We start from the raw sequence: 15,930 nt of genomic DNA, 5'->3' as shown, positions 1-15,930 counted from the left end.
TCCGCCTGCTTCAGCGCCGCGTGGGAGACCACGGCGATGACGTCGTCGCCGGGCTCGATGCGGGTGGTGGCATCGGGGATGATGGCCTCGCCACCGCGCAGCACGGCGCCCACCAGCATGCCCGGCGGCAGGCCGATCTCGCCCAGCGGGCCGCTGACGAGGCGGGAGCCGGCCAGCGCCTCGGCCTCCAGCACCTCGCCGAAATCGCCGCGCAGCTGGTAGACCTGGGCGATGGCGCCGCGCCGCACGTGGCGCAGGATGGAGGAGATGGTGATGCTGCTCGGGCTCACCACCGTGTCGATGCCGAGCGTGTCCATCATCGGCTCGTAGGAGGATTTGTTCACCAGGGTGATGGCGCGCTGGCAGCCCTCCCGCTTGGCCAGCACGGAGACAAAGATGTTGGTCTCGTCGTCGTTGGTGACGGCGATGACGGTCTCGGCGGCGCCGATATTGGCCTCCTCCAGCAGCTCGCGGTCCAGCGCGTCGCCGCACAGCACCACCACGGAGGGGCCGAGCTCGCGCGCCACCTGCTCGGCGCGCTCCGGGCTGTGCTCGATGATCTTGAGGGAGACCAGCGCCTCCCGCCCCAGCATCCGCGCCAGGTGCAGCCCGACATGGCCGCCGCCGACAATGACCAGCCGCCGCGCCACCTGTTCCCGGTGGCCGAAGGCGGCCATCACCTGGTCCACCTGCGCCGGCTGGGCGATGACATAGACATCGTCGCCGCAGCGCACCTCGTCCTCCGGGCGGGGCACGAAGGCGCGCCCCTCCCGCACCAGGGCGACGACGACGAAGCCGTTCTCGGCGGCGCGCTGGCGCAGGTCGCTGAGCGGCGCGCCGGCGACGCGGCAGGCGGCATCCTCGCACTGGATGCCGAGCAGCTGCACCCGCCCATCGGCCAGCGGCACCATGTCGAAGGCGCCCGGGGTGCGCAGGCGGCGGGCGATGCCGCGCGCCACCTCCAGCTCCGGCGAGATGATGACGTCCACCGGCAGCTGGTCGCTGGCGTAGAGGCCGTTCCAGATCGGCTCCAGGTAACCATGGTGGCGCAGCCGGGCGATGCGGCGCTTCACGTGGAACAATGAGTAGGCCACCTGGCAGGCCACCATGTTCACCTCGTCCGAGCGGGTGACGGCGATCAGCAGGTCGGCGTTCTTGGCGCCCGCCTGGCGCAGCACCTCGGGGTGGGAGGCGTGGCCGGCCATGCCGCGCACGTCGTAGCTCTCATCGGCGCGGCGGGCCTGCTCGACGGAGCTGTCGATGACGGTGACGTCGTTGCCCTCCCGCGCCAGGTGCCGCGCGATGGTGGTGCCGACCTGGCCCGCGCCGCAGACGATGATCCGCATTCCGCTTTCCCTTCAGCCCCGTGGCGCGGCCGTGGCGGCGATGGCGCAGCTCAGATGATACAGGCTGCTGGCCGGCGCCGGCTCATGGCTAAGGCTGCCATCCGGCAGGCGGCGCTCATGCCACAGCCCGTCCTCGCGCAGATAGGCGCCGAGCACGCGGGCGGCGGCGGGCCGCTCGGCCGCGGTGGCGGCCTTCAGCCATTCCGTCTGCGGCCAGAGGCGGGCGCCCGGCTCCAGCACGGCGCCGGTGCTGTCCAGCACGTCGCGCAGCGCGCCTTCGGGGCGGCGGGCGGCGGGGCGGCCGAGGAAGCCGCGCAGCGCCGCCGCCGCCTCCGGCGCGGCATGGCCGCCGGCCAGCCGTGCGTGCCACTCCAGCAGCCAGAGCCATTCGCAATGGTGCCCCGGCTCCACCGGGTGCGGCGCGGGGGGCGGCGCCAGTTCCTCGTCGAAGAACTCGGCCAGGGTGCCGCTGGCGGGCTGGAAGAGGCGCGCGCGGAACAGGCCGAGCAGCCGCGTCGCGCCCTCCAGGAAGCGCGGCTCGCCAAAGGCCTCGGCGGCGGCGAGGCGGGCTTCCAGCAGGTGCATGTGCGGGTTCTGCCGGCGCGGCAGGGCGGGCGGCAGGCTCTCCACGTAGCCACCGGCCGGGTGGGCCATGTGGCGCTCGATGAAATCGTCCAGCGCCAGGGCCATGCCGCGCAGCGGCGCGGCGGGCAGCACCGCGGTGGCGGCGGAGAGCGCCAGCAGCACGAAGGCGTGGTCGTAGAGATCCCGCCGGCCGTCGGTCACGCGGCCATCGAGGCCGAAGCGCCAGGCGTAGCCGCCATCCGGCTGGCGGGCGCGGCGGCGGAGGAAGTCCAGCCCCAGCTCCACCGCCTCGGCGGCGCGCGGCAACCCGTGCCGGTGCGCCAGGGAGAAGCTGTAGACCTGCCGCGCCACCACGCGCAGGCGGCGGAATTCCGCCGCGCAGGCATAACCATCGAGCGTCAGGCTTTCATGGAAGGCGCCCGCCTGCCAGTCGACGCCATGCGCCAGCCAGCAGGGCCAGGCCCGCCCTGTCAGCCAGGGCCAGAGATCGTCATGTTCCACGCCCGCCGCGTTACCGCGCCTGCGCGCCTGTCCGCAAGCGGCGCCCAACTTGCAGAAAAAAGAAGGGGGCGCGGGGGAATTCCTTCCCCCGCCCTTTTCCTGTCAGAGCGCCCCCGCCGGCGCCAGCGGCGTGCCGTCCACCAGCCGCGCGTAGCGGTAGGGGTGGGCATCGACGATCGGCGCATCCCCCGCCACGAGATCGGCCGCCAGCCGCCCCGCCGCCGGCCCGATGCCGAAGCCGTGCCCGCTGAAGCCGGTGGCGAGGTGGAAGCCCTTGAGCTTCTCCACCGCCGAGATGACCGGCACCGCATCCGGCGTCGAGTCGATGGAGCCGGCCCAGGCCTCGGCGCAGCCGATGCCGGCGAGCGAGGGGTAGGCGGCGCGCAGCATGGCGAGCGCCTCCTCCACCAGCGCCATGTCCGGCGCCGGGTCCAGCACGCGGGTGCGCTCGAAGGGCGATTCGCGGTCGAGGGACCAGGAGGCGCCGGCCATCAGCCCGTCGAGGAATGGCTTGCCGACGCGGATCTTCAGCTTGGCGGCGCGCTGGCGGAAGGTGGGCCAGAACTGGCGGGCGTAGCGCAGCCCGTCCGGCGTCAGGTGCAGCGTGCCGCGGCCGCGCAGCGCCACGGTGAAGCCGCCATCCTCGCGCCGGCGGATGCAGTAGCCCGGCGTGCCCAGCGCACCCTCGGTCAGCGCCGGCGCGGCGGTGGTGCGGAAGGCGGTGCCCGTCACCATCGCCTGCGGCAGGTCGATGCCGTGGCGGCGGCAGAACAGGGTGGACCACGCGCCCCCCGCCAGCAGCACGGCGCTGGTGCGGATTCGGCCCTTCTCCGTCACCACCGCGTCGATGGCGCCGGCCTTCGTCTCCAGCCCGCGCGCGGCGCAGTTCTGGAACAGCTTCACCCCCAGCCGGCGCGCGGCGGCGGCCAGCGCCGGCGCGGCCTTGGAGGGCTCGGCGCGGCCATCGCTCGGCGTCTCCATGCCGCCGATCCAGCCCTCGGTGCTGTCCGGCAGGCGCTCGGCCACCTCGGCGGCGCTCAGCATATGGCTGTGCACCTGCATCTGCCGCGCGTCGTTCGCCCAGCGCTCCCAGCCGGCCAGCTCCTTCGGGTCCTTCGTCACCCAGAGCACGCCCTTGCGGCGGAAGCCGAGATCGGCGCCGATCTCCTCGTGCAGCCCGCCCCACATCTCCAGGCTGGCGCGGGCGAGCGGGATCTCGTGCCGGTCCCGCCCCTGCTGGCGGCACCAGCCCCAGTTGCGGCTGGATTGCTCGGCGCCGACATGCCCCTTCTCGATCAGCGCGACCGAATGGCCCTTCTTCGCCAGGTGGTAGGCGGCGGCGACGCCGATGATGCCGGCGCCGATGACGACGACATCGACCGCCTCCGGCAGCGTCTCGTCGCTGGCAATGCGGTCGACAGGTGGCGACATGAGGCGTGTCCTTGCAGGCGGTCAGGAAGGCGGAAGGGGCTGCGGGCGGGTCCTGGCCAGGCCTAGCCTGGTCAGGCCCAGCTTGGTCAGGCCCAGCTTGGTCAGGCCCAGCTTGGTCAGGCCCAGCTTGGTCAGGCCCAGCTTGGTCAGGCCCAGCTTGGTCAGGCCCAGCTTGGTCAGGCCCAGTACCACTCGCGGATGTTCCAGCAGTTGGAGGAGGTGTTGATGTTGGCGCGGAAGCCGTGCAGCCCTTCCTTCACGCCCTCCACCAGCACCTGCTGGAAGATCGGCAGGATCGTCAGCTCGTCGCGGATGATCTCCTGGATGCGGCCATAGGTGGCCTTGCGCGCCGCCTGGTCGAACTGGGTGGCGCCCTTCAGCAGCAGCGCGTCCACCTCGGCGTTCTCGAACTGGAAGGTGTTCTGGCCGCGCCCGCCCTTGGCGGGGATGGCCTTGCTGCTGAAGCGCGGCGTCACGTCCGGGTCGCTGCCGAGCTGGTAGTTCACGCTGACCATGACGGAGTTGAACTTCGACATCTGCCAGAACTCGCCCCAGATGACGGCGGCGGGCATGTTCTGGATCTTCATGGCGGCGCCGATGCCCTGCCATTCCTGCATCAGGTATTGCTGCGCCTGCTCGCGCACCTGGTTGCCGGTGGTGGTGGAGTTGGTGAACTCCAGCCGCACCCCATCCTTCTCGCGGATGCCGCCCGCGCCACGCTTCCAGCCGGCGGCGTCCAGCATCGCATTGGCCTTGGCGGGGTTGTATTCGTGCTTCGGCAGGTCGGGGTTGATGGCCCAGGACTGCCGGGGGAGGAAGGATTCGGTCGGCGTCGGCAGGCCGTAGTAGATGGCGTCGATCAGCGCCTTCTTGTTCATGCTCATGTAGAGCGCCTGCCGCACCACCTTGTCCGCCAGGGCGGGGAAGCCGAGGTTGGGGGCGATGCTCTCCACCGAGGCGGTGGGGTTCACATGCACCTTGCGGCCGCGCAGCCCCTGCGCCTCACGCGCGAAGTTGGGGGTGATGCCGCCGATGCCGGTGTAGTCGATCTGGCCGGTGCGGAACTGGGTGTAGAGCACCGTCAGGTCCGGGATGTACTTGAACACCAGCCGCTCCACATACGGCCCCTTGCCGTGATAGGCGGGGTTGGCGTTCAGCAGGATATGGTCGCCCGCCGCGCGGCTGCCCCAGCGGAAGGCGCCGGTGCCCACGGGCGCGGCCTGGAAGGGCGTGCTGTTCGGGTCCGCCGCGTCGGCCAGCTTGTGCTTCGGCACGATGAAGGTGAGCGAGAGGATGGAGAGGTAGGGCGCATAGGCCGTCTCCATCCGCCACTCGATCTGGTCCGGCGCCACCACCCGGATGTCCTTGACCAGCGCGTGCCCGACCCGGTTGCGCACCCGGAAATTGGGATTGTTGATCAGGTCCAGGCTGAACTTCACGTCCTCGGCGGTGAAGGGCGTGCCGTCATGCCAGGTCACGCCGGACCGCAGCTTGATCTTCCAGGTCAGCCCGTCCTCGGAGATGCCGCCATTCTGCTGCGTCGGCATCTCGGCGGCGAGGTCGGGGACGAAGTTGCCGTCCGGATCGATGTACCAGAGGGTGCTGAACAGGTTCCACCAGACGCCCTGGTCCACCTCGATGCCCGGCATCAGCGGGTGGAACACCGTCGGCTCCTGCGACAGGCCGACGATCACCTGCCCCTTCGGCTTCTCCGGCGGGCGGCCCTGGGGCTGGCCCTGGGCGCGGGCGGGGCCGGCGGCCAGCGCCGCCGCGGCGCCGCCGCCGATGGCGAACAGGCCGCGCCGCGTGGGCGAGAGGATGCGCTGCCAGCGCAGGGCGGACTCGTCATGCGTCATGCTTCTCGTCTCCCACTCCACCGGGCCGTCCCGCCCATCGGGATCAGCGCCGGATTGGCCGCACCAACTCTCCCGGGCCGGGTGTTTTCAGCCCGGTCAAAATTCTTGCGCTCATGTTCACTCTCATGAAATTTGCTTGTCAATCGCCTTGCAACAATCCGGCATGGCCGGCATGGCAGCGGCACCCTGCGGGAGAGATGCGCATGAAGCCTCGGGCTGAGCTGGCCGCCACGACGGCGCTGGAGCCCGCCAGCGCGGCGGAGCCCGGCCTGGATGCCAGCGTGGATGCCAGCATCGACGACGATGCCAGCGACCGCCGCCTGGGGGAATGCGTGCGGATGCTGCGGCAGCGGCTGGGGCTGTCGATCCAGGAGCTGGGCCGGCGCACCGGGCTTTCCATTGGCATGATCAGCCAGGTGGAGCGCGGGCTGGCCACCCCCTCCATCCGCACCCTGCGGCTGCTCGGGCTGGCACTCCAGGTGCCGATCTCGTTCTTCTTCGAGGAACGGCCCACCGGCCCGGCGCCGCGCTACATCGTGCGCCGCGCGCAGCGGCGGCTGCTGCGCCTCACCCGCTCCGGCGTGCTGAAGGAATCGCTGGCGCCGGACGCGCCGGGGCGAATGGAGATGTACGAGCTGACGCTGAGCCCGGGCGGCTCCTCGGGCGCGGATTTCGTCAAGCACCAGGGGGAGAAGGCGGGCTACGTGCTGGCCGGCACGCTGCGCCTCTGGCTGGACCATGAGGCACACCTGCTGGAGGCGGGCGACACCTTCCGCTTCCCCAGCACCGTGCCGCACATGTTCGACAACCCGACCGAGGCGCCGACGCGCATCGTCTGGATCACGGTGCCCAGCACGGAGGCATAAAAAAAGGCCAGGGGAATGAATTCCCCTGGACCCCTTCTTTTTTCTGGCCGCTGCCGGTCATGGCCGGGACGGGCTCGCTGCACTCGAACGGGTCACCCCAGTTTAGCACAGCGGCCGACGTCTCACCCCTGACCGGCAGCTTGCAGAATTAAGCGGCCTCGCTGTCGGAGCGCTTGGCGTGCTTCTTGCGCTCATGCGGGTCGAGGTAGCGCTTGCGCAGGCGGACGGCGGTCGGCGTCACCTCCACCAGCTCGTCCTCCTCGATGTAGGCGATGGCCTGCTCCAGGCTCATGCGGCGCGGCGGCACCAGCAGCAGCGCCTCGTCCTTGCCGGCGGCGCGGACGTTGGTGAGCTTCTTTTCCTTGATCGGATTCACGTCGAGGTCGTTCTCGCGCGAATGCTCGCCCAGGATCAGGCCGGTATAGACCTTGGCGCCCGGATCGACGAACAGCGTGCCGCGCTCCTGCAGGGAGAACAGCGCGTACTGCACCGCCTCGCCATCGGAGTTGGAGATCAGGCTGCCCTTGATACGGCCCTCGATCGGCCCGGCCCAGGGCTGATAGCCCAGGAACAGGCGGTTCATCATGCCGGTGCCGCGCGTGTCCGTCATGAACTCGCCGTGGTAGCCGATCAGCCCGCGCGACGGGATGTGGAAGGTCAGGCGCACCTTGCCGCCACCCGAGGGGCGCATGTCCTGCATCATGCCCTTGCGGACGGACATCTTCTCGACGACGACGCCCGAGTATTCCTCATCGACGTCGATGACGGCTTCCTCGAAGGGCTCTTCCTTCTCGCCGGTCTCCGGGTTCACCTGCGTCAGCACGCGCGGGCGGCCGATGGTCAGCTCGAAGCCCTCGCGGCGCATCGTCTCGATCAGCACGCCGAGCTGCAGCTCGCCGCGGCCGGCCACCTCGAAGGCGTCCACTTCCTCGGACACCTTCACCTTGATGGCGACGTTGCCCTCGATCTCCTTGAACAGCCGGTCGCGGATCTGGCGCGACGTGACCTTCTTGCCCTCGCGGCCGCCGAGCGGGCCGTCATTGATGCGGAAGGTCATGGACAGCGTCGGCGGGTCGATCGGGATCGCGTGCAGCGGCTCCGTCACCTCGGGGGAGGCGATGGTGTCGGGGATGGTGGCGTCCGACAGGCCGGCGATGGCGCAGATGTCGCCCGCCTGCACCTCGTCGACCGGCACGCGCTCCAGGCCGGAGAAGGTCATCAGCTTGGTCAGGCGGCCCGTCTCGACGACCGAGCCGTCCTGGCGCAGCACGCGCACCGGCATGTTGGTGCGCGCCACGCCCTGCTCGATGCGGCCCGTGAGGATGCGGCCCAGGAACGGGTCGGCCTCCAGGATCGAGGCGTTCATCGCGAAGGGCGCCGTGGCGTCGACCGTCGGCTGCGGCACATGGCTCAGGATCAGGTCGAACATCGGCGACAGGTCCTTGCGCGGACCGTCCATCGTCAGGTCGGCCCAGCCCTGGCGGCCGGAGGCGAACATGGTGTGGAAGTCGAGCTGCTCGTCGCTGGCGCCGAGCGCCGCGAACAGGTCGAACACCTCGTTCAGCACCTCGTCGGCGCGGGCGTCCTGGCGGTCGACCTTGTTGATGACGACGATCGGCTTCAGGCCGCGGGCCAGCGCCTTGGTCAGCACGAACTTGGTCTGCGGCAGCGGCCCCTCGGCGGCGTCGCACAGCACGATGGCGCCATCGACCATCGACAGGATGCGCTCCACCTCGCCGCCGAAATCGGCGTGGCCGGGGGTGTCGACAATGTTGATCTTCACGCCCTTCCACTCGACGGCGGTGGACTTGGCGAGAATGGTGATGCCGCGCTCACGCTCCAGGTCGTTGCGGTCCATGGCGCGTTCGGCGACCTGCTGGTTGGCGCGGAAGGCGCCAGCCTGCTTCAGCAGGTTGTCGACCAGCGTGGTCTTGCCATGGTCGACGTGGGCGATGATGGCGACGTTGCGCAGTTCCATAAGGCGGGCAGTCCCGAGGCTGCGCCGCCTGCGCACGCGGCCCGATTCCCCTGACCGCAGGGATGCGGCGGGGTCGGGCAGGGCGGGCCTGGCGGCTTGTTGCGGCGCACAGATAGGATGATCGGGCGCAAAAAGCGAGCCTTTCGCGCCCCGAACCCCGGCGCGGGCTGCAAGGCAGCCTCCCGCGGCCGGAAACCTACAGCCGGTACAGCGCCTTGCTGGCGCCGCCGAAGGGGCGCCGGGGCTGGAATTTCTCCACCACGCAGAGATGCAGCGCCTGGTGCATGGCGGGCGGGATCTCCTCCGCCGCCTCGGGCACGGCCTCCCCGGCTTCCGCCGCGGCAGGCTGCCAGCGGACGAAGCGCGGCATGTTGGAGCGGAACAGGGGCGCTGATTCAGCGCATCCGGGGGCAGCGGCCAGACCTTGGCCGTGGCCGCGCCCGGAGTCATGCTCCTGGACGACGAGGCCGAGCGCGACGCGCTGCAGGCCGGCGGCGGGAACAGGGTCGGTGGCCCGGGGGGCGGACATCGATGCTCCGAGGGCGACCGCTGCGATGAGGGGGAGGATCGTTGAGCGGCGCATGCGATTCCAACGAGGCTGCCTCTGCATCGTTGCCGAGCCGGGTTAGCATTCCCCTAACACAAAAATTTTTTGGCAACCCCAGACTGCCCCACCGGCTTCGCGTTGCCATAGCCTGACCCAGGGAGAGGAGGCCGCCGCATGAGTGACACGCCGCGAGACGACGAGAGCGAGGTCGATCTGGGCGTCAGTCTGGAAACCGTCGCGACCGTGGTCGACCACATCCGCGCCGTCCAGGGCGAGGACACCAACGAGCGCGACACCGAGTACGAGGACGAGGACAAGGTCAGCGACGAGGATTTCGACGAGGGGACCCTCGCCACCTTCATCGACGAGCTGAACGAGGACGAGCAGGCGGCGCTGGTGGCCCTGGCCTGGGTCGGCCGCGGCGACTACGAGCCGGAGGAATGGGAGGAGGCGCACCGCCTCGCCAAGGAACGCGGCGCCGGCACCGACACCGCCACCTATCTGCTCAGCATGGACATGGCGGGCGACCTGATCAGCGAGGGGCTGGCCGCCTTCGGCATCGCCATCGAGGAGGTCGAGCGCTGAGGCAGACGCTCCGGGCGCCCCCGGGCGCCGGGGCACCCGCGCCGTCCGGTCCGGGTGGCGCGGAGTTCCGGCGCCGCCATCAGGCGTAGTTCATGACCGGCCCGCCGGCGCCGGCGATCTCGCGGATCAGCTTGCGCCGCACGGCGACGCCGAAGCTCTCGAAGCTCTCCGCCGCGACCAGGAAGGCGCCGGCGCCGCCGATGACGGATTCGGCGTAGTACCGGTCGAGCGGGATGCTGAGGCGCCGGCCGAAGGTCGGGTTGTCGTTCATGATCGGCAGGCCGTTGATGACGATGCCCTGCGCCACCGCCGCGTCCCGCGCCGCCTCCACCGGGCCGCCGGAATTGTTCACCCCGTCGCCCGAGATGTCGATGACGCGCCGCGTGCCCTCGAACGGGGCCTCGGCCAGCATCCGCACGCTGAAGTCGATGCCGGCGGAGATCGAGGTCCAGGAGAGCGAGGCGCGCGGCGCCTCGGCCAGCATGTCGGACCAGCGGTTGGCCTCGGCCTGGCTGCCGATGCGCTGCCAGGGCAGCACCTGCCGCTGGTACTCCGCCCCCGCCCATTCGACATAGGTGACGGCGATGGCGCCCAGAATGCCGCCCTGCAGCGCCTCGACCACCTTCGGGTCGGACATCGCGGCGCGGTAGCCTTCCCGCTGGAGCCGCGCCTCATCCTCGTCGATCGACCGCGAGACATCGACCGCCAGGACGAGGAGGACATCGACCGCCTCCTCCGCCCTGGCCCGTCCGGGCAGGAGCGCGGCCGCAGCCGCCAGACCACCTGCCGCCAGCAAGGAACGTCGACGCATACCGAGCCTCCTGCCTGTCCGATGACCAGCAAAGCCGATCCAGGGGGGGAAGCTGCAACCGTTACGAGTGCAAGTCTGCGTGCGGTTCCCGACCATCCTGGAAAGCCGCTCCAGAATGGCAGAGGAACATTCCGACTTCGTAAAATACAGGCCGGTTCAGGGCAATTCCTGCAGCCGCCGCTCCACCAGGGCGCGCCAGGGCGCGTCGGCCGGGGCCTGGGCGAGCAGGGCGCGCCAGGCGCTGCGGGCATTCTCGGTGCGGCCGGCGCGCGCCTCGGCCAGGCCGGTCAGGTAGCGCAGGCGGGGCTGCTCCGGGTCGGCGGAGAGGGCGCGGGTGAGCAGGGCGGCGGCCTCCTCCAGCGCGCCGCGCTCGATCAGCAGTTCGGCCAGCTCGGCGGCCAGCGGCCCCTCGAAGCGCGCGGCCAGCGCGCGGCGCCAGGCCTCGGCGGCGGCCTCCCAGCGGCCGCGGCCGCGCTCGGCATTGCCGAGCAGGATCCAGCCCTGGCGCGCCGCCTCGCTGTCGGCCGGCACCTGCTCCAGCCGGGCGCGCAGTTGCGCCATCAGCGCGTCGTCGCGCGCCGCCGCCTCGGCCCGCTCCACATAGGGCGCGGCCGGCACCTCCGGGTTGCCGCCCCGGAGGTAGATGGCGAAGCCCAGCGCCGGCACCAGGAACAGCAGCGCCGCCAGCGCCGCGGCGCCGCGCCCGGCACGGCCCTGGCGCTCGGCGCCCTCGCTGGCCAGCAGGCGGCGCTGCACCTCGACCGTGGCGGCGCGGTGCGCGGCCTCGTCCAGCCGCCCGGCGGCGCGCTCGCGCTCCAGCTCGGCCAGCTGGGCGCGGTAGAGGGCGAGGTCGGCCTCGCGCCGGCCGGTGAGGCGGGCGGGGCGCAGCAGCGCGAGCCCGAGCGGCGCCAGGGCGAGCGCCGCCAGCCCCAGGAACAGCAGCCAGATCATCGCGTGGCGTCATCCTCCAGCGCCGCCAGCCGGGCGCGTTCCTCGGGCGTCAGCGGCGCCGGCTCGGGCCACGCGCCCTGCTCCGCCCGCTGGTGGCGGCGCAGCAGCAGCAGGGCCAGACCGCCGCCGCCCAGCGCCAGCAGCGGCATGCCCCACAGCAGCGCCGTGGCCGCCGAGAAGGGCGGCCGCAGCAGCACGAAGTCGCCGTAGCGGTCGTGTACGTAGTCCACCACCGCGCGGTCGTCCTCGCCGGCGGCGATACGCTCGCGCACGATGCGGCGCAGGTCGCGCGCCAGATCCGCATCGCTGTCCTCGATCGACTGGTTCTGGCAGACGAGGCAGCGCAGCTCTCGCCCGATGGCGCGGGCGCGCTCCTCCTCCGCCGGGTCGCGCAGCATCTCGGAGGGCAGGCCGACGCCGAGGGCAGGGGCGAGGGAGGCCCATCCCAGCAAAGCGAGGGTGGCGAGGCGGCGCATCAGGCGTGGCGCCGCAGCAGCGGGCGGATGTCCTGCTCCAGCACCTCGGGCGTCACGGGCCCGGGCCAGCGCCAGCGGACGATGCCCTTGCGGTCCAGCAGGTAGGTCTCCGGCACGCCATAGACGCCCCAGTCGATGGCGACGCGCCCCGGCTGGTCGGCGCCGAGGCGCTGGAAGGGGTTGCCGTGGCGGGTGAGGAACTGCGCCGCGTCGGCCGGCTTGTCCTTGTAGTTGACGCCCCAGACGGCCACGCCCTCGCGCGCCAGCCGCATCAGCTGCGGGTGCTCGATGATGCAGGGCACGCACCAGCTGGCCCAGAAATTCACCAGCATCGGCGCCGGCAGGTCGCGCAGCTCGGCATCGGTGAAGCCGGGCAGGCCGGTGGCCTCCAGCGGCGGCAGGGCGAAGGGCGGCGCGGCGCGGCCCACCAGCACGGAGGGCACGCCGCGCGGGTCGTAGCTGCCCGTGCCCAGGCCGCGCAGCATGGCGTAGAAGCCGGCGCCGCCGGCCACGGCGATGCCGAGCGGGGCCAGCATCAGCATGCGGCGGGAGGTCAGGGGCATGGGCAGGCTCCGGTCATGGGGTGTCGGCGGGTCAGGCCCGCGCCGCCGCGCCGGCGCGGGGCGCCGGGGCCGCCACCCGGATGCGCCGGTCGCTGAGGGAGATGCCGCCGCCCAGCGCCATGATCACGGCGCCCAGCCAGATCCAGGGCGCGAGCGGGTTGTGGTGGATGCGCAGCACGGCGGTGCCGCCCTCCTCCTCGCCCATCACCGCATAGAGGTCGGAGAGCCAGGTGGTGTGGATGGCGGCCTCGGTGGTGTTCATCCGGCCGACGGGGAAGAAGCGCCGCTCCGGCGTCAGCACCGTGACGGGGGCGCCGCCGCGCGTGACGGTGACAGTGGCGCGGCGGGCGGTCCAGTTGGGGCCGATCACGTCCTCCACCCGGTCCAGCCGCCACTCGTAGCCGGCATGGGCGAGGCTGGCGCCGGGGCGCAGCGCGGCGAGGCGATCGGTCGCCAGCCCCATACCGGCCATGCCGAGGATGGAGATGCCGAGCCCGGCATGGGCGATGGCGGCGCCCCAGGCGGCGCGCGGCAGGCCACGCGCCCGGCTCCAGGCTGCGGCGGGGCGGCGGAACAGGGCGATGCGGTCGAAGATGTCGGCCAGGGCGCCGGCCACCAGCCAGGCGGCGGCGGCGAAGCCCAGCGCCGGGCCGATGCGCACGCCCGCATAGGCGAAGCACAGCGCCACGGCCAGCGCCGCCAGCAGCGCCGCCCACCACAGGCGTTGCAGCACCGGCCAGAGCTGCGCCCGCTTCCAGGGCATGAGCGGCCCGGCGGCCATGGCCAGCACCAGCGGCACGGCCAGCGGCAGGATGGCGGTGTTGAAGAAGGGCGGGCCCACCGAGATCTTCTGCCCCAGCAGCAGGTCGGCGAACATCGGCCAGAGGGTGCCGGTGAGCACCACGGCGGCCATGGAGCAGAGCAGCAGGTTGTTCAGCACCAGCCCGCCCTCGCGCGAGAGCGGCTGGAACAGCCCGGCCGGGGCCATGCTGGGCGCCCGCCAGGCGAACAGCGCGAAGCCCCCCGCCACGTAGAACACCAGCAGGCCGAGGATGAAGACGCCGCGCTCCGGGTCGTTGGCGAAGGCGTGGACGGAGTTCAGCACGCCCGAGCGCACCAGGAAGGTGCCGAGCAGCGAAAAGCCGAAGGCCAGCAGCGCCAGCAGCACCGACCAGACCTTCAGCGCCTCCCGCTTCTCGACCACGATGGCGGAATGCAGCAGCGCCGTTCCCGCCAGCCAGGGCAGGAGGGAAGCGTTCTCCACCGGGTCCCAGAACCACCAGCCGCCCCAGCCCAGCTCGTAATAGGCCCACCAGGAGCCGAGCGCGATGCCGAGCGTCAGGAAGGACCACGCCGCCAGCGCCCAGGGGCGCACCCAGCGGCCCCAGGCGGCATCCACCCGCCCCTCCAGCAGGGCGGCGACGGCGAAGGCGAAGGTGACGGCGTAGCCGACATAGCCGAGGTAGAGCAGCGGTGGGTGGAAGGCGAGGCCGGGGTCCTGCAGCACCGGGTTCAGCCCCTGGCCGTCCGGCGGCGGCGGCCAGACGCGGCCGAAGGGGTTGGAGGTGATCAGCACGAAGGCCAGGAAGCCCACCGCCACCAGCCCCAGCACGCCGAGCACGCGGGCGCGCAGCGCCGAGGGCAGGTCCCGCCCGAAGCCGGCCACCGCGCCGCCGCACAGCGCCAGGATCAGCACCCAGAGCAGCATCGAGCCCTCGTGGTTCCCCCAGGCGCCGGAGAGCTTGTAGAGCATCGGCTTGGCCGAGTGGCTGTTCTGCACCACGTTGATGACGCTGGTGTCGTTCACCGCGAAGGCCCAGAGCAGCGCGCCGAAGGCGGCGGCGCAGGCCAGCAGGTGCCCCGCCGCCAGCGGACCGGCCGCGGCCATCAGCCGGGCATCGTTGCGGGCGGCGCCGAGCAGCGGCACGAAGCTCTGCGCCAGGGCGAGCGCCAGCGCCAGCGCCAGGGCGAAGTGCCCGAGTTCCGCGATCATCCGCCGTTGCGCTCCTGCGCCGCAGCCGGCGAGAGGGTGTTCCAGGAGGCCGCCGGGGGGGCGGCGCCCTGGGCCGGGTCCCAGTGGCCGCTGCGCTTCAGCGCGTCGGCCACCTCGGGGGGCATGTAGGTCTCGTCGTGGCGGGCCAGCACCTCGCTGGCGCGGAACAGCCCGTCTGCCCCCAGCTTGCCGAGGGTGACAACGCCCTGCCCCTCGCGGAACAGGTCCGGCAGCACGCCGACATAGGAGACGGGGATGGTCGCCGGCCCGTCGGTGACGCGGAAGCGCGCCTCGGTGCGGCCATCGGCGGCCTGGGCGCGCTGGAGGCTGCCGGCCTCGACCAGCCCGCCCAGGCGGAAGGCGCGCTCCGGCCCCGGGTTCTTGCTGGCGATGTCGCTCGGCGCCAGGAAGAAGACCAGGTTGTCCTGGAAGGCGGTGAGGGTGAGCGCCGTGGCCGAGCCGAGGCCGAGCCCCGCCAGCACCACGATCCACATCCGGCGCCGCTTGCGCGACGATTTCATGCCCGCCTCCTCTCGCGCGGATCCAGCCGGGCCAGATGCCGCTTCGCCGCCGCGTGCCGCCACGCGGCCAGGACCGCCATGCCCCCGAAGCCCAGCGCCGCCAGCCCCCAGGAGATGGCCACATGCCACCAATGCTGCGTCATGCCGCCCTTCTGTCAGGTTTTTCCATGACTTGCATCAAGCCTGGAGGTCCGCCGCCGGGCCGGCCGCGGGCCGCTGCGTGTCATGTCGCCGTGCCTGGGCCAGTTGCAACTGCCGCACCCGCCGCTCCATCACCGCCGCCCGCGTGCGCGCCAGCACCAGCGCCGCGAAGGCCAGCCCGAACCCTGCCGCGCAGGTGAGCAGCGGGTAGAGGATATCGACATGCAGCCCCGGCGCCGCCGCCCGCGTGACGGAGGCCGACTGGTGCAGCGTGTTGAACCAGTCCACGCTCCACTTGATGACCGGCAGGTTCACCGCCCCCACCAGGGCGAGGATGGCGCCGGCCCGCGCGCCGCGCTCCTCCTCGTCGAAGGCGCGGACCAGGGCGGCGTGGCCCATCCAGAGGAAGAACAGCACCAGCACGGAGGTCATCCGCGCATCCCAGGCCCACCAGGTGCCCCACATCGGCCGGCCCCACAGGCTGCCGGTGGCGAGGCAGAGCGCCGTGACCATGGCCCCCACGGGCGAGAGCTCCCGCGCCGCGAGGTCGGCCAGCGGGTGGCGCCAGATCAGCGACATCAGCGAGGCGATGGCGAGGCCGAGATAGCCGCCCATCGCCAGCCAGGCCATCGGGACATGGACGTACATGATCCGCACCGTCTCGCCCTGCTGCCAGTCGGGCGGCGAGAAGAGCAGCGCCCAGGCGGCGCCGATCCCCAGCACCAGCACGGCGGCGCCCCACAGCCAGGGCAGCGCGCGGTCCGTCAGCCGCAGGAAGC

The 15,930-nt window shown here is 72.0% G+C and carries 17 protein-coding genes; 2 read left to right on the top strand and 15 right to left on the bottom strand.

Annotation, left to right across the window (positions count from 1 at the left end; genetic code table 11):
• From trkA to ACZJYS_RS15645, 5 genes are all read right to left on the bottom strand, one after another.
• Positions 1-1,346: Trk system potassium transporter TrkA (gene trkA, locus ACZJYS_RS15665; protein WP_493179517.1), on the bottom strand; the 1,346-nt coding region annotated here is incomplete at its 3' end.
• 12 nt (positions 1,347-1,358) lie between these two features.
• The gene (locus ACZJYS_RS15660; RefSeq protein WP_493179515.1) at positions 1,359-2,432 is read right to left on the bottom strand and encodes an AGE family epimerase/isomerase; all 1,074 of its coding nucleotides are present in this window, start codon (positions 2,430-2,432) and stop codon (positions 1,359-1,361) included.
• 102 nt (positions 2,433-2,534) lie between these two features.
• The gene (locus ACZJYS_RS15655) at positions 2,535-3,863 is read right to left on the bottom strand and encodes an NAD(P)/FAD-dependent oxidoreductase (protein WP_493179513.1); all 1,329 of its coding nucleotides are present in this window, start codon (positions 3,861-3,863) and stop codon (positions 2,535-2,537) included.
• 21 nt (positions 3,864-3,884) lie between these two features.
• Positions 3,885-4,055: a hypothetical protein gene (locus ACZJYS_RS15650; protein WP_493179511.1), complete on the bottom strand. Its 171-nt coding sequence runs from the start codon at positions 4,053-4,055 to the stop codon at positions 3,885-3,887.
• Positions 4,040-5,719, bottom strand: a complete 1,680-nt coding sequence (locus ACZJYS_RS15645; RefSeq protein WP_109515702.1) for a peptide ABC transporter substrate-binding protein — start codon at positions 5,717-5,719, stop codon at positions 4,040-4,042. The genes ACZJYS_RS15650 and ACZJYS_RS15645 overlap by 16 nt, the downstream gene beginning before the upstream one ends.
• 203 nt (positions 5,720-5,922) lie before the next feature.
• Between ACZJYS_RS15645 and ACZJYS_RS15640 the strand changes: the two genes are divergently transcribed.
• Positions 5,923-6,585 carry a helix-turn-helix domain-containing protein gene (locus ACZJYS_RS15640; protein WP_493179509.1) on the top strand — a complete coding sequence of 221 codons (663 nt, stop codon included), beginning with the start codon at positions 5,923-5,925 and terminating at the stop codon, positions 6,583-6,585.
• 148 nt (positions 6,586-6,733) lie between these two features.
• On the opposite strand, the gene typA is transcribed toward ACZJYS_RS15640, so the two are convergent.
• Both typA and ACZJYS_RS15630 read right to left on the bottom strand, forming a co-directional pair.
• Complete coding sequence (gene typA / locus ACZJYS_RS15635; protein ID WP_109515703.1) at positions 6,734-8,563, bottom strand: translational GTPase TypA; 1,830 nt, start codon at positions 8,561-8,563, stop codon at positions 6,734-6,736.
• A gap of 196 nt (positions 8,564-8,759) precedes the next feature.
• A complete protein-coding gene (locus ACZJYS_RS15630) occupies positions 8,760-9,092 on the bottom strand; it encodes a hypothetical protein (RefSeq protein WP_379650333.1) in 333 nt (110 codons plus the stop codon).
• 192 nt (positions 9,093-9,284) lie between these two features.
• Between ACZJYS_RS15630 and ACZJYS_RS15625 the strand changes: the two genes are divergently transcribed.
• Positions 9,285-9,695, top strand: a complete 411-nt coding sequence (locus tag ACZJYS_RS15625) for a DUF3775 domain-containing protein (RefSeq protein WP_109515704.1) — start codon at positions 9,285-9,287, stop codon at positions 9,693-9,695.
• Between the two features lie 79 nt (positions 9,696-9,774).
• Here the strand turns inward: ACZJYS_RS15625 and ACZJYS_RS15620 are convergent, their stop codons facing one another.
• The 8 genes from ACZJYS_RS15620 to ccmC form a co-directional block, all read right to left on the bottom strand.
• The gene (locus ACZJYS_RS15620; RefSeq protein WP_379650331.1) at positions 9,775-10,506 is read right to left on the bottom strand and encodes a DUF1194 domain-containing protein; all 732 of its coding nucleotides are present in this window, start codon (positions 10,504-10,506) and stop codon (positions 9,775-9,777) included.
• A gap of 156 nt (positions 10,507-10,662) precedes the next feature.
• A complete protein-coding gene (ccmI, locus tag ACZJYS_RS15615) occupies positions 10,663-11,457 on the bottom strand; it encodes a c-type cytochrome biogenesis protein CcmI (protein ID WP_109515706.1) in 795 nt (264 codons plus the stop codon).
• A complete protein-coding gene (locus ACZJYS_RS15610; RefSeq protein ID WP_493179506.1) occupies positions 11,454-11,933 on the bottom strand; it encodes a cytochrome c-type biogenesis protein in 480 nt (159 codons plus the stop codon). The genes ccmI and ACZJYS_RS15610 overlap by 4 nt, the downstream gene beginning before the upstream one ends.
• Entirely contained in the window at positions 11,933-12,496 is a 564-nt protein-coding gene (locus ACZJYS_RS15605) for a DsbE family thiol:disulfide interchange protein (protein ID WP_379631923.1), read from the bottom strand. Before ACZJYS_RS15605 ends, ACZJYS_RS15610 begins: the two co-directional genes overlap by 1 nt.
• 31 nt (positions 12,497-12,527) lie before the next feature.
• Positions 12,528-14,489, bottom strand: coding sequence for a heme lyase CcmF/NrfE family subunit (locus tag ACZJYS_RS15600; RefSeq protein WP_493179503.1), 1,962 nt, complete (start codon positions 14,487-14,489; stop codon positions 12,528-12,530).
• A complete protein-coding gene (gene ccmE / locus ACZJYS_RS15595) occupies positions 14,486-15,010 on the bottom strand; it encodes a cytochrome c maturation protein CcmE (RefSeq protein WP_109515710.1) in 525 nt (174 codons plus the stop codon). The genes ACZJYS_RS15600 and ccmE overlap by 4 nt, the downstream gene beginning before the upstream one ends.
• Positions 15,007-15,153, bottom strand: a complete 147-nt coding sequence (locus tag ACZJYS_RS15590; RefSeq protein ID WP_181377996.1) for a hypothetical protein — start codon at positions 15,151-15,153, stop codon at positions 15,007-15,009. Before ACZJYS_RS15590 ends, ccmE begins: the two co-directional genes overlap by 4 nt.
• Positions 15,154-15,187: 34 nt before the next feature.
• Positions 15,188-15,930: heme ABC transporter permease CcmC (ccmC, locus tag ACZJYS_RS15585; protein WP_493179500.1), on the bottom strand; the 743-nt coding region annotated here is incomplete at its 5' end.

It is taken from the genome of Roseomonas sp. TS2 (genome assembly GCF_058833935.1).
Note: the sequence above shows the minus strand (reverse complement) of the source record. Positions and strands in the feature narration are given on the sequence as shown.

Coding starts and splice junctions, on each gene's coding strand:
- ACZJYS_RS15655 (WP_493179513.1), bottom strand. CDS start 3,863: ATGTCGCCACCTGTCGACCGCATTGCCAGCGACGAGACGCTGCCGGAG.
- ACZJYS_RS15645 (WP_109515702.1), bottom strand. CDS start 5,719: ATGACGCATGACGAGTCCGCCCTGCGCTGGCAGCGCATCCTCTCGCCC.
- ACZJYS_RS15640 (WP_493179509.1), top strand. CDS start 5,923: ATGAAGCCTCGGGCTGAGCTGGCCGCCACGACGGCGCTGGAGCCCGCC.
- typA (WP_109515703.1), bottom strand. CDS start 8,563: ATGGAACTGCGCAACGTCGCCATCATCGCCCACGTCGACCATGGCAAG.
- ACZJYS_RS15630 (WP_379650333.1), bottom strand. CDS start 9,092: ATGTCCGCCCCCCGGGCCACCGACCCTGTTCCCGCCGCCGGCCTGCAG.
- ACZJYS_RS15625 (WP_109515704.1), top strand. CDS start 9,285: ATGAGTGACACGCCGCGAGACGACGAGAGCGAGGTCGATCTGGGCGTC.
- ACZJYS_RS15620 (WP_379650331.1), bottom strand. CDS start 10,506: ATGCGTCGACGTTCCTTGCTGGCGGCAGGTGGTCTGGCGGCTGCGGCC.
- ccmI (WP_109515706.1), bottom strand. CDS start 11,457: ATGATCTGGCTGCTGTTCCTGGGGCTGGCGGCGCTCGCCCTGGCGCCG.
- ACZJYS_RS15610 (WP_493179506.1), bottom strand. CDS start 11,933: ATGCGCCGCCTCGCCACCCTCGCTTTGCTGGGATGGGCCTCCCTCGCC.
- ACZJYS_RS15605 (WP_379631923.1), bottom strand. CDS start 12,496: ATGCCCCTGACCTCCCGCCGCATGCTGATGCTGGCCCCGCTCGGCATC.
- ACZJYS_RS15600 (WP_493179503.1), bottom strand. CDS start 14,489: ATGATCGCGGAACTCGGGCACTTCGCCCTGGCGCTGGCGCTGGCGCTC.
- ccmE (WP_109515710.1), bottom strand. CDS start 15,010: ATGAAATCGTCGCGCAAGCGGCGCCGGATGTGGATCGTGGTGCTGGCG.
- ACZJYS_RS15590 (WP_181377996.1), bottom strand. CDS start 15,153: ATGACGCAGCATTGGTGGCATGTGGCCATCTCCTGGGGGCTGGCGGCG.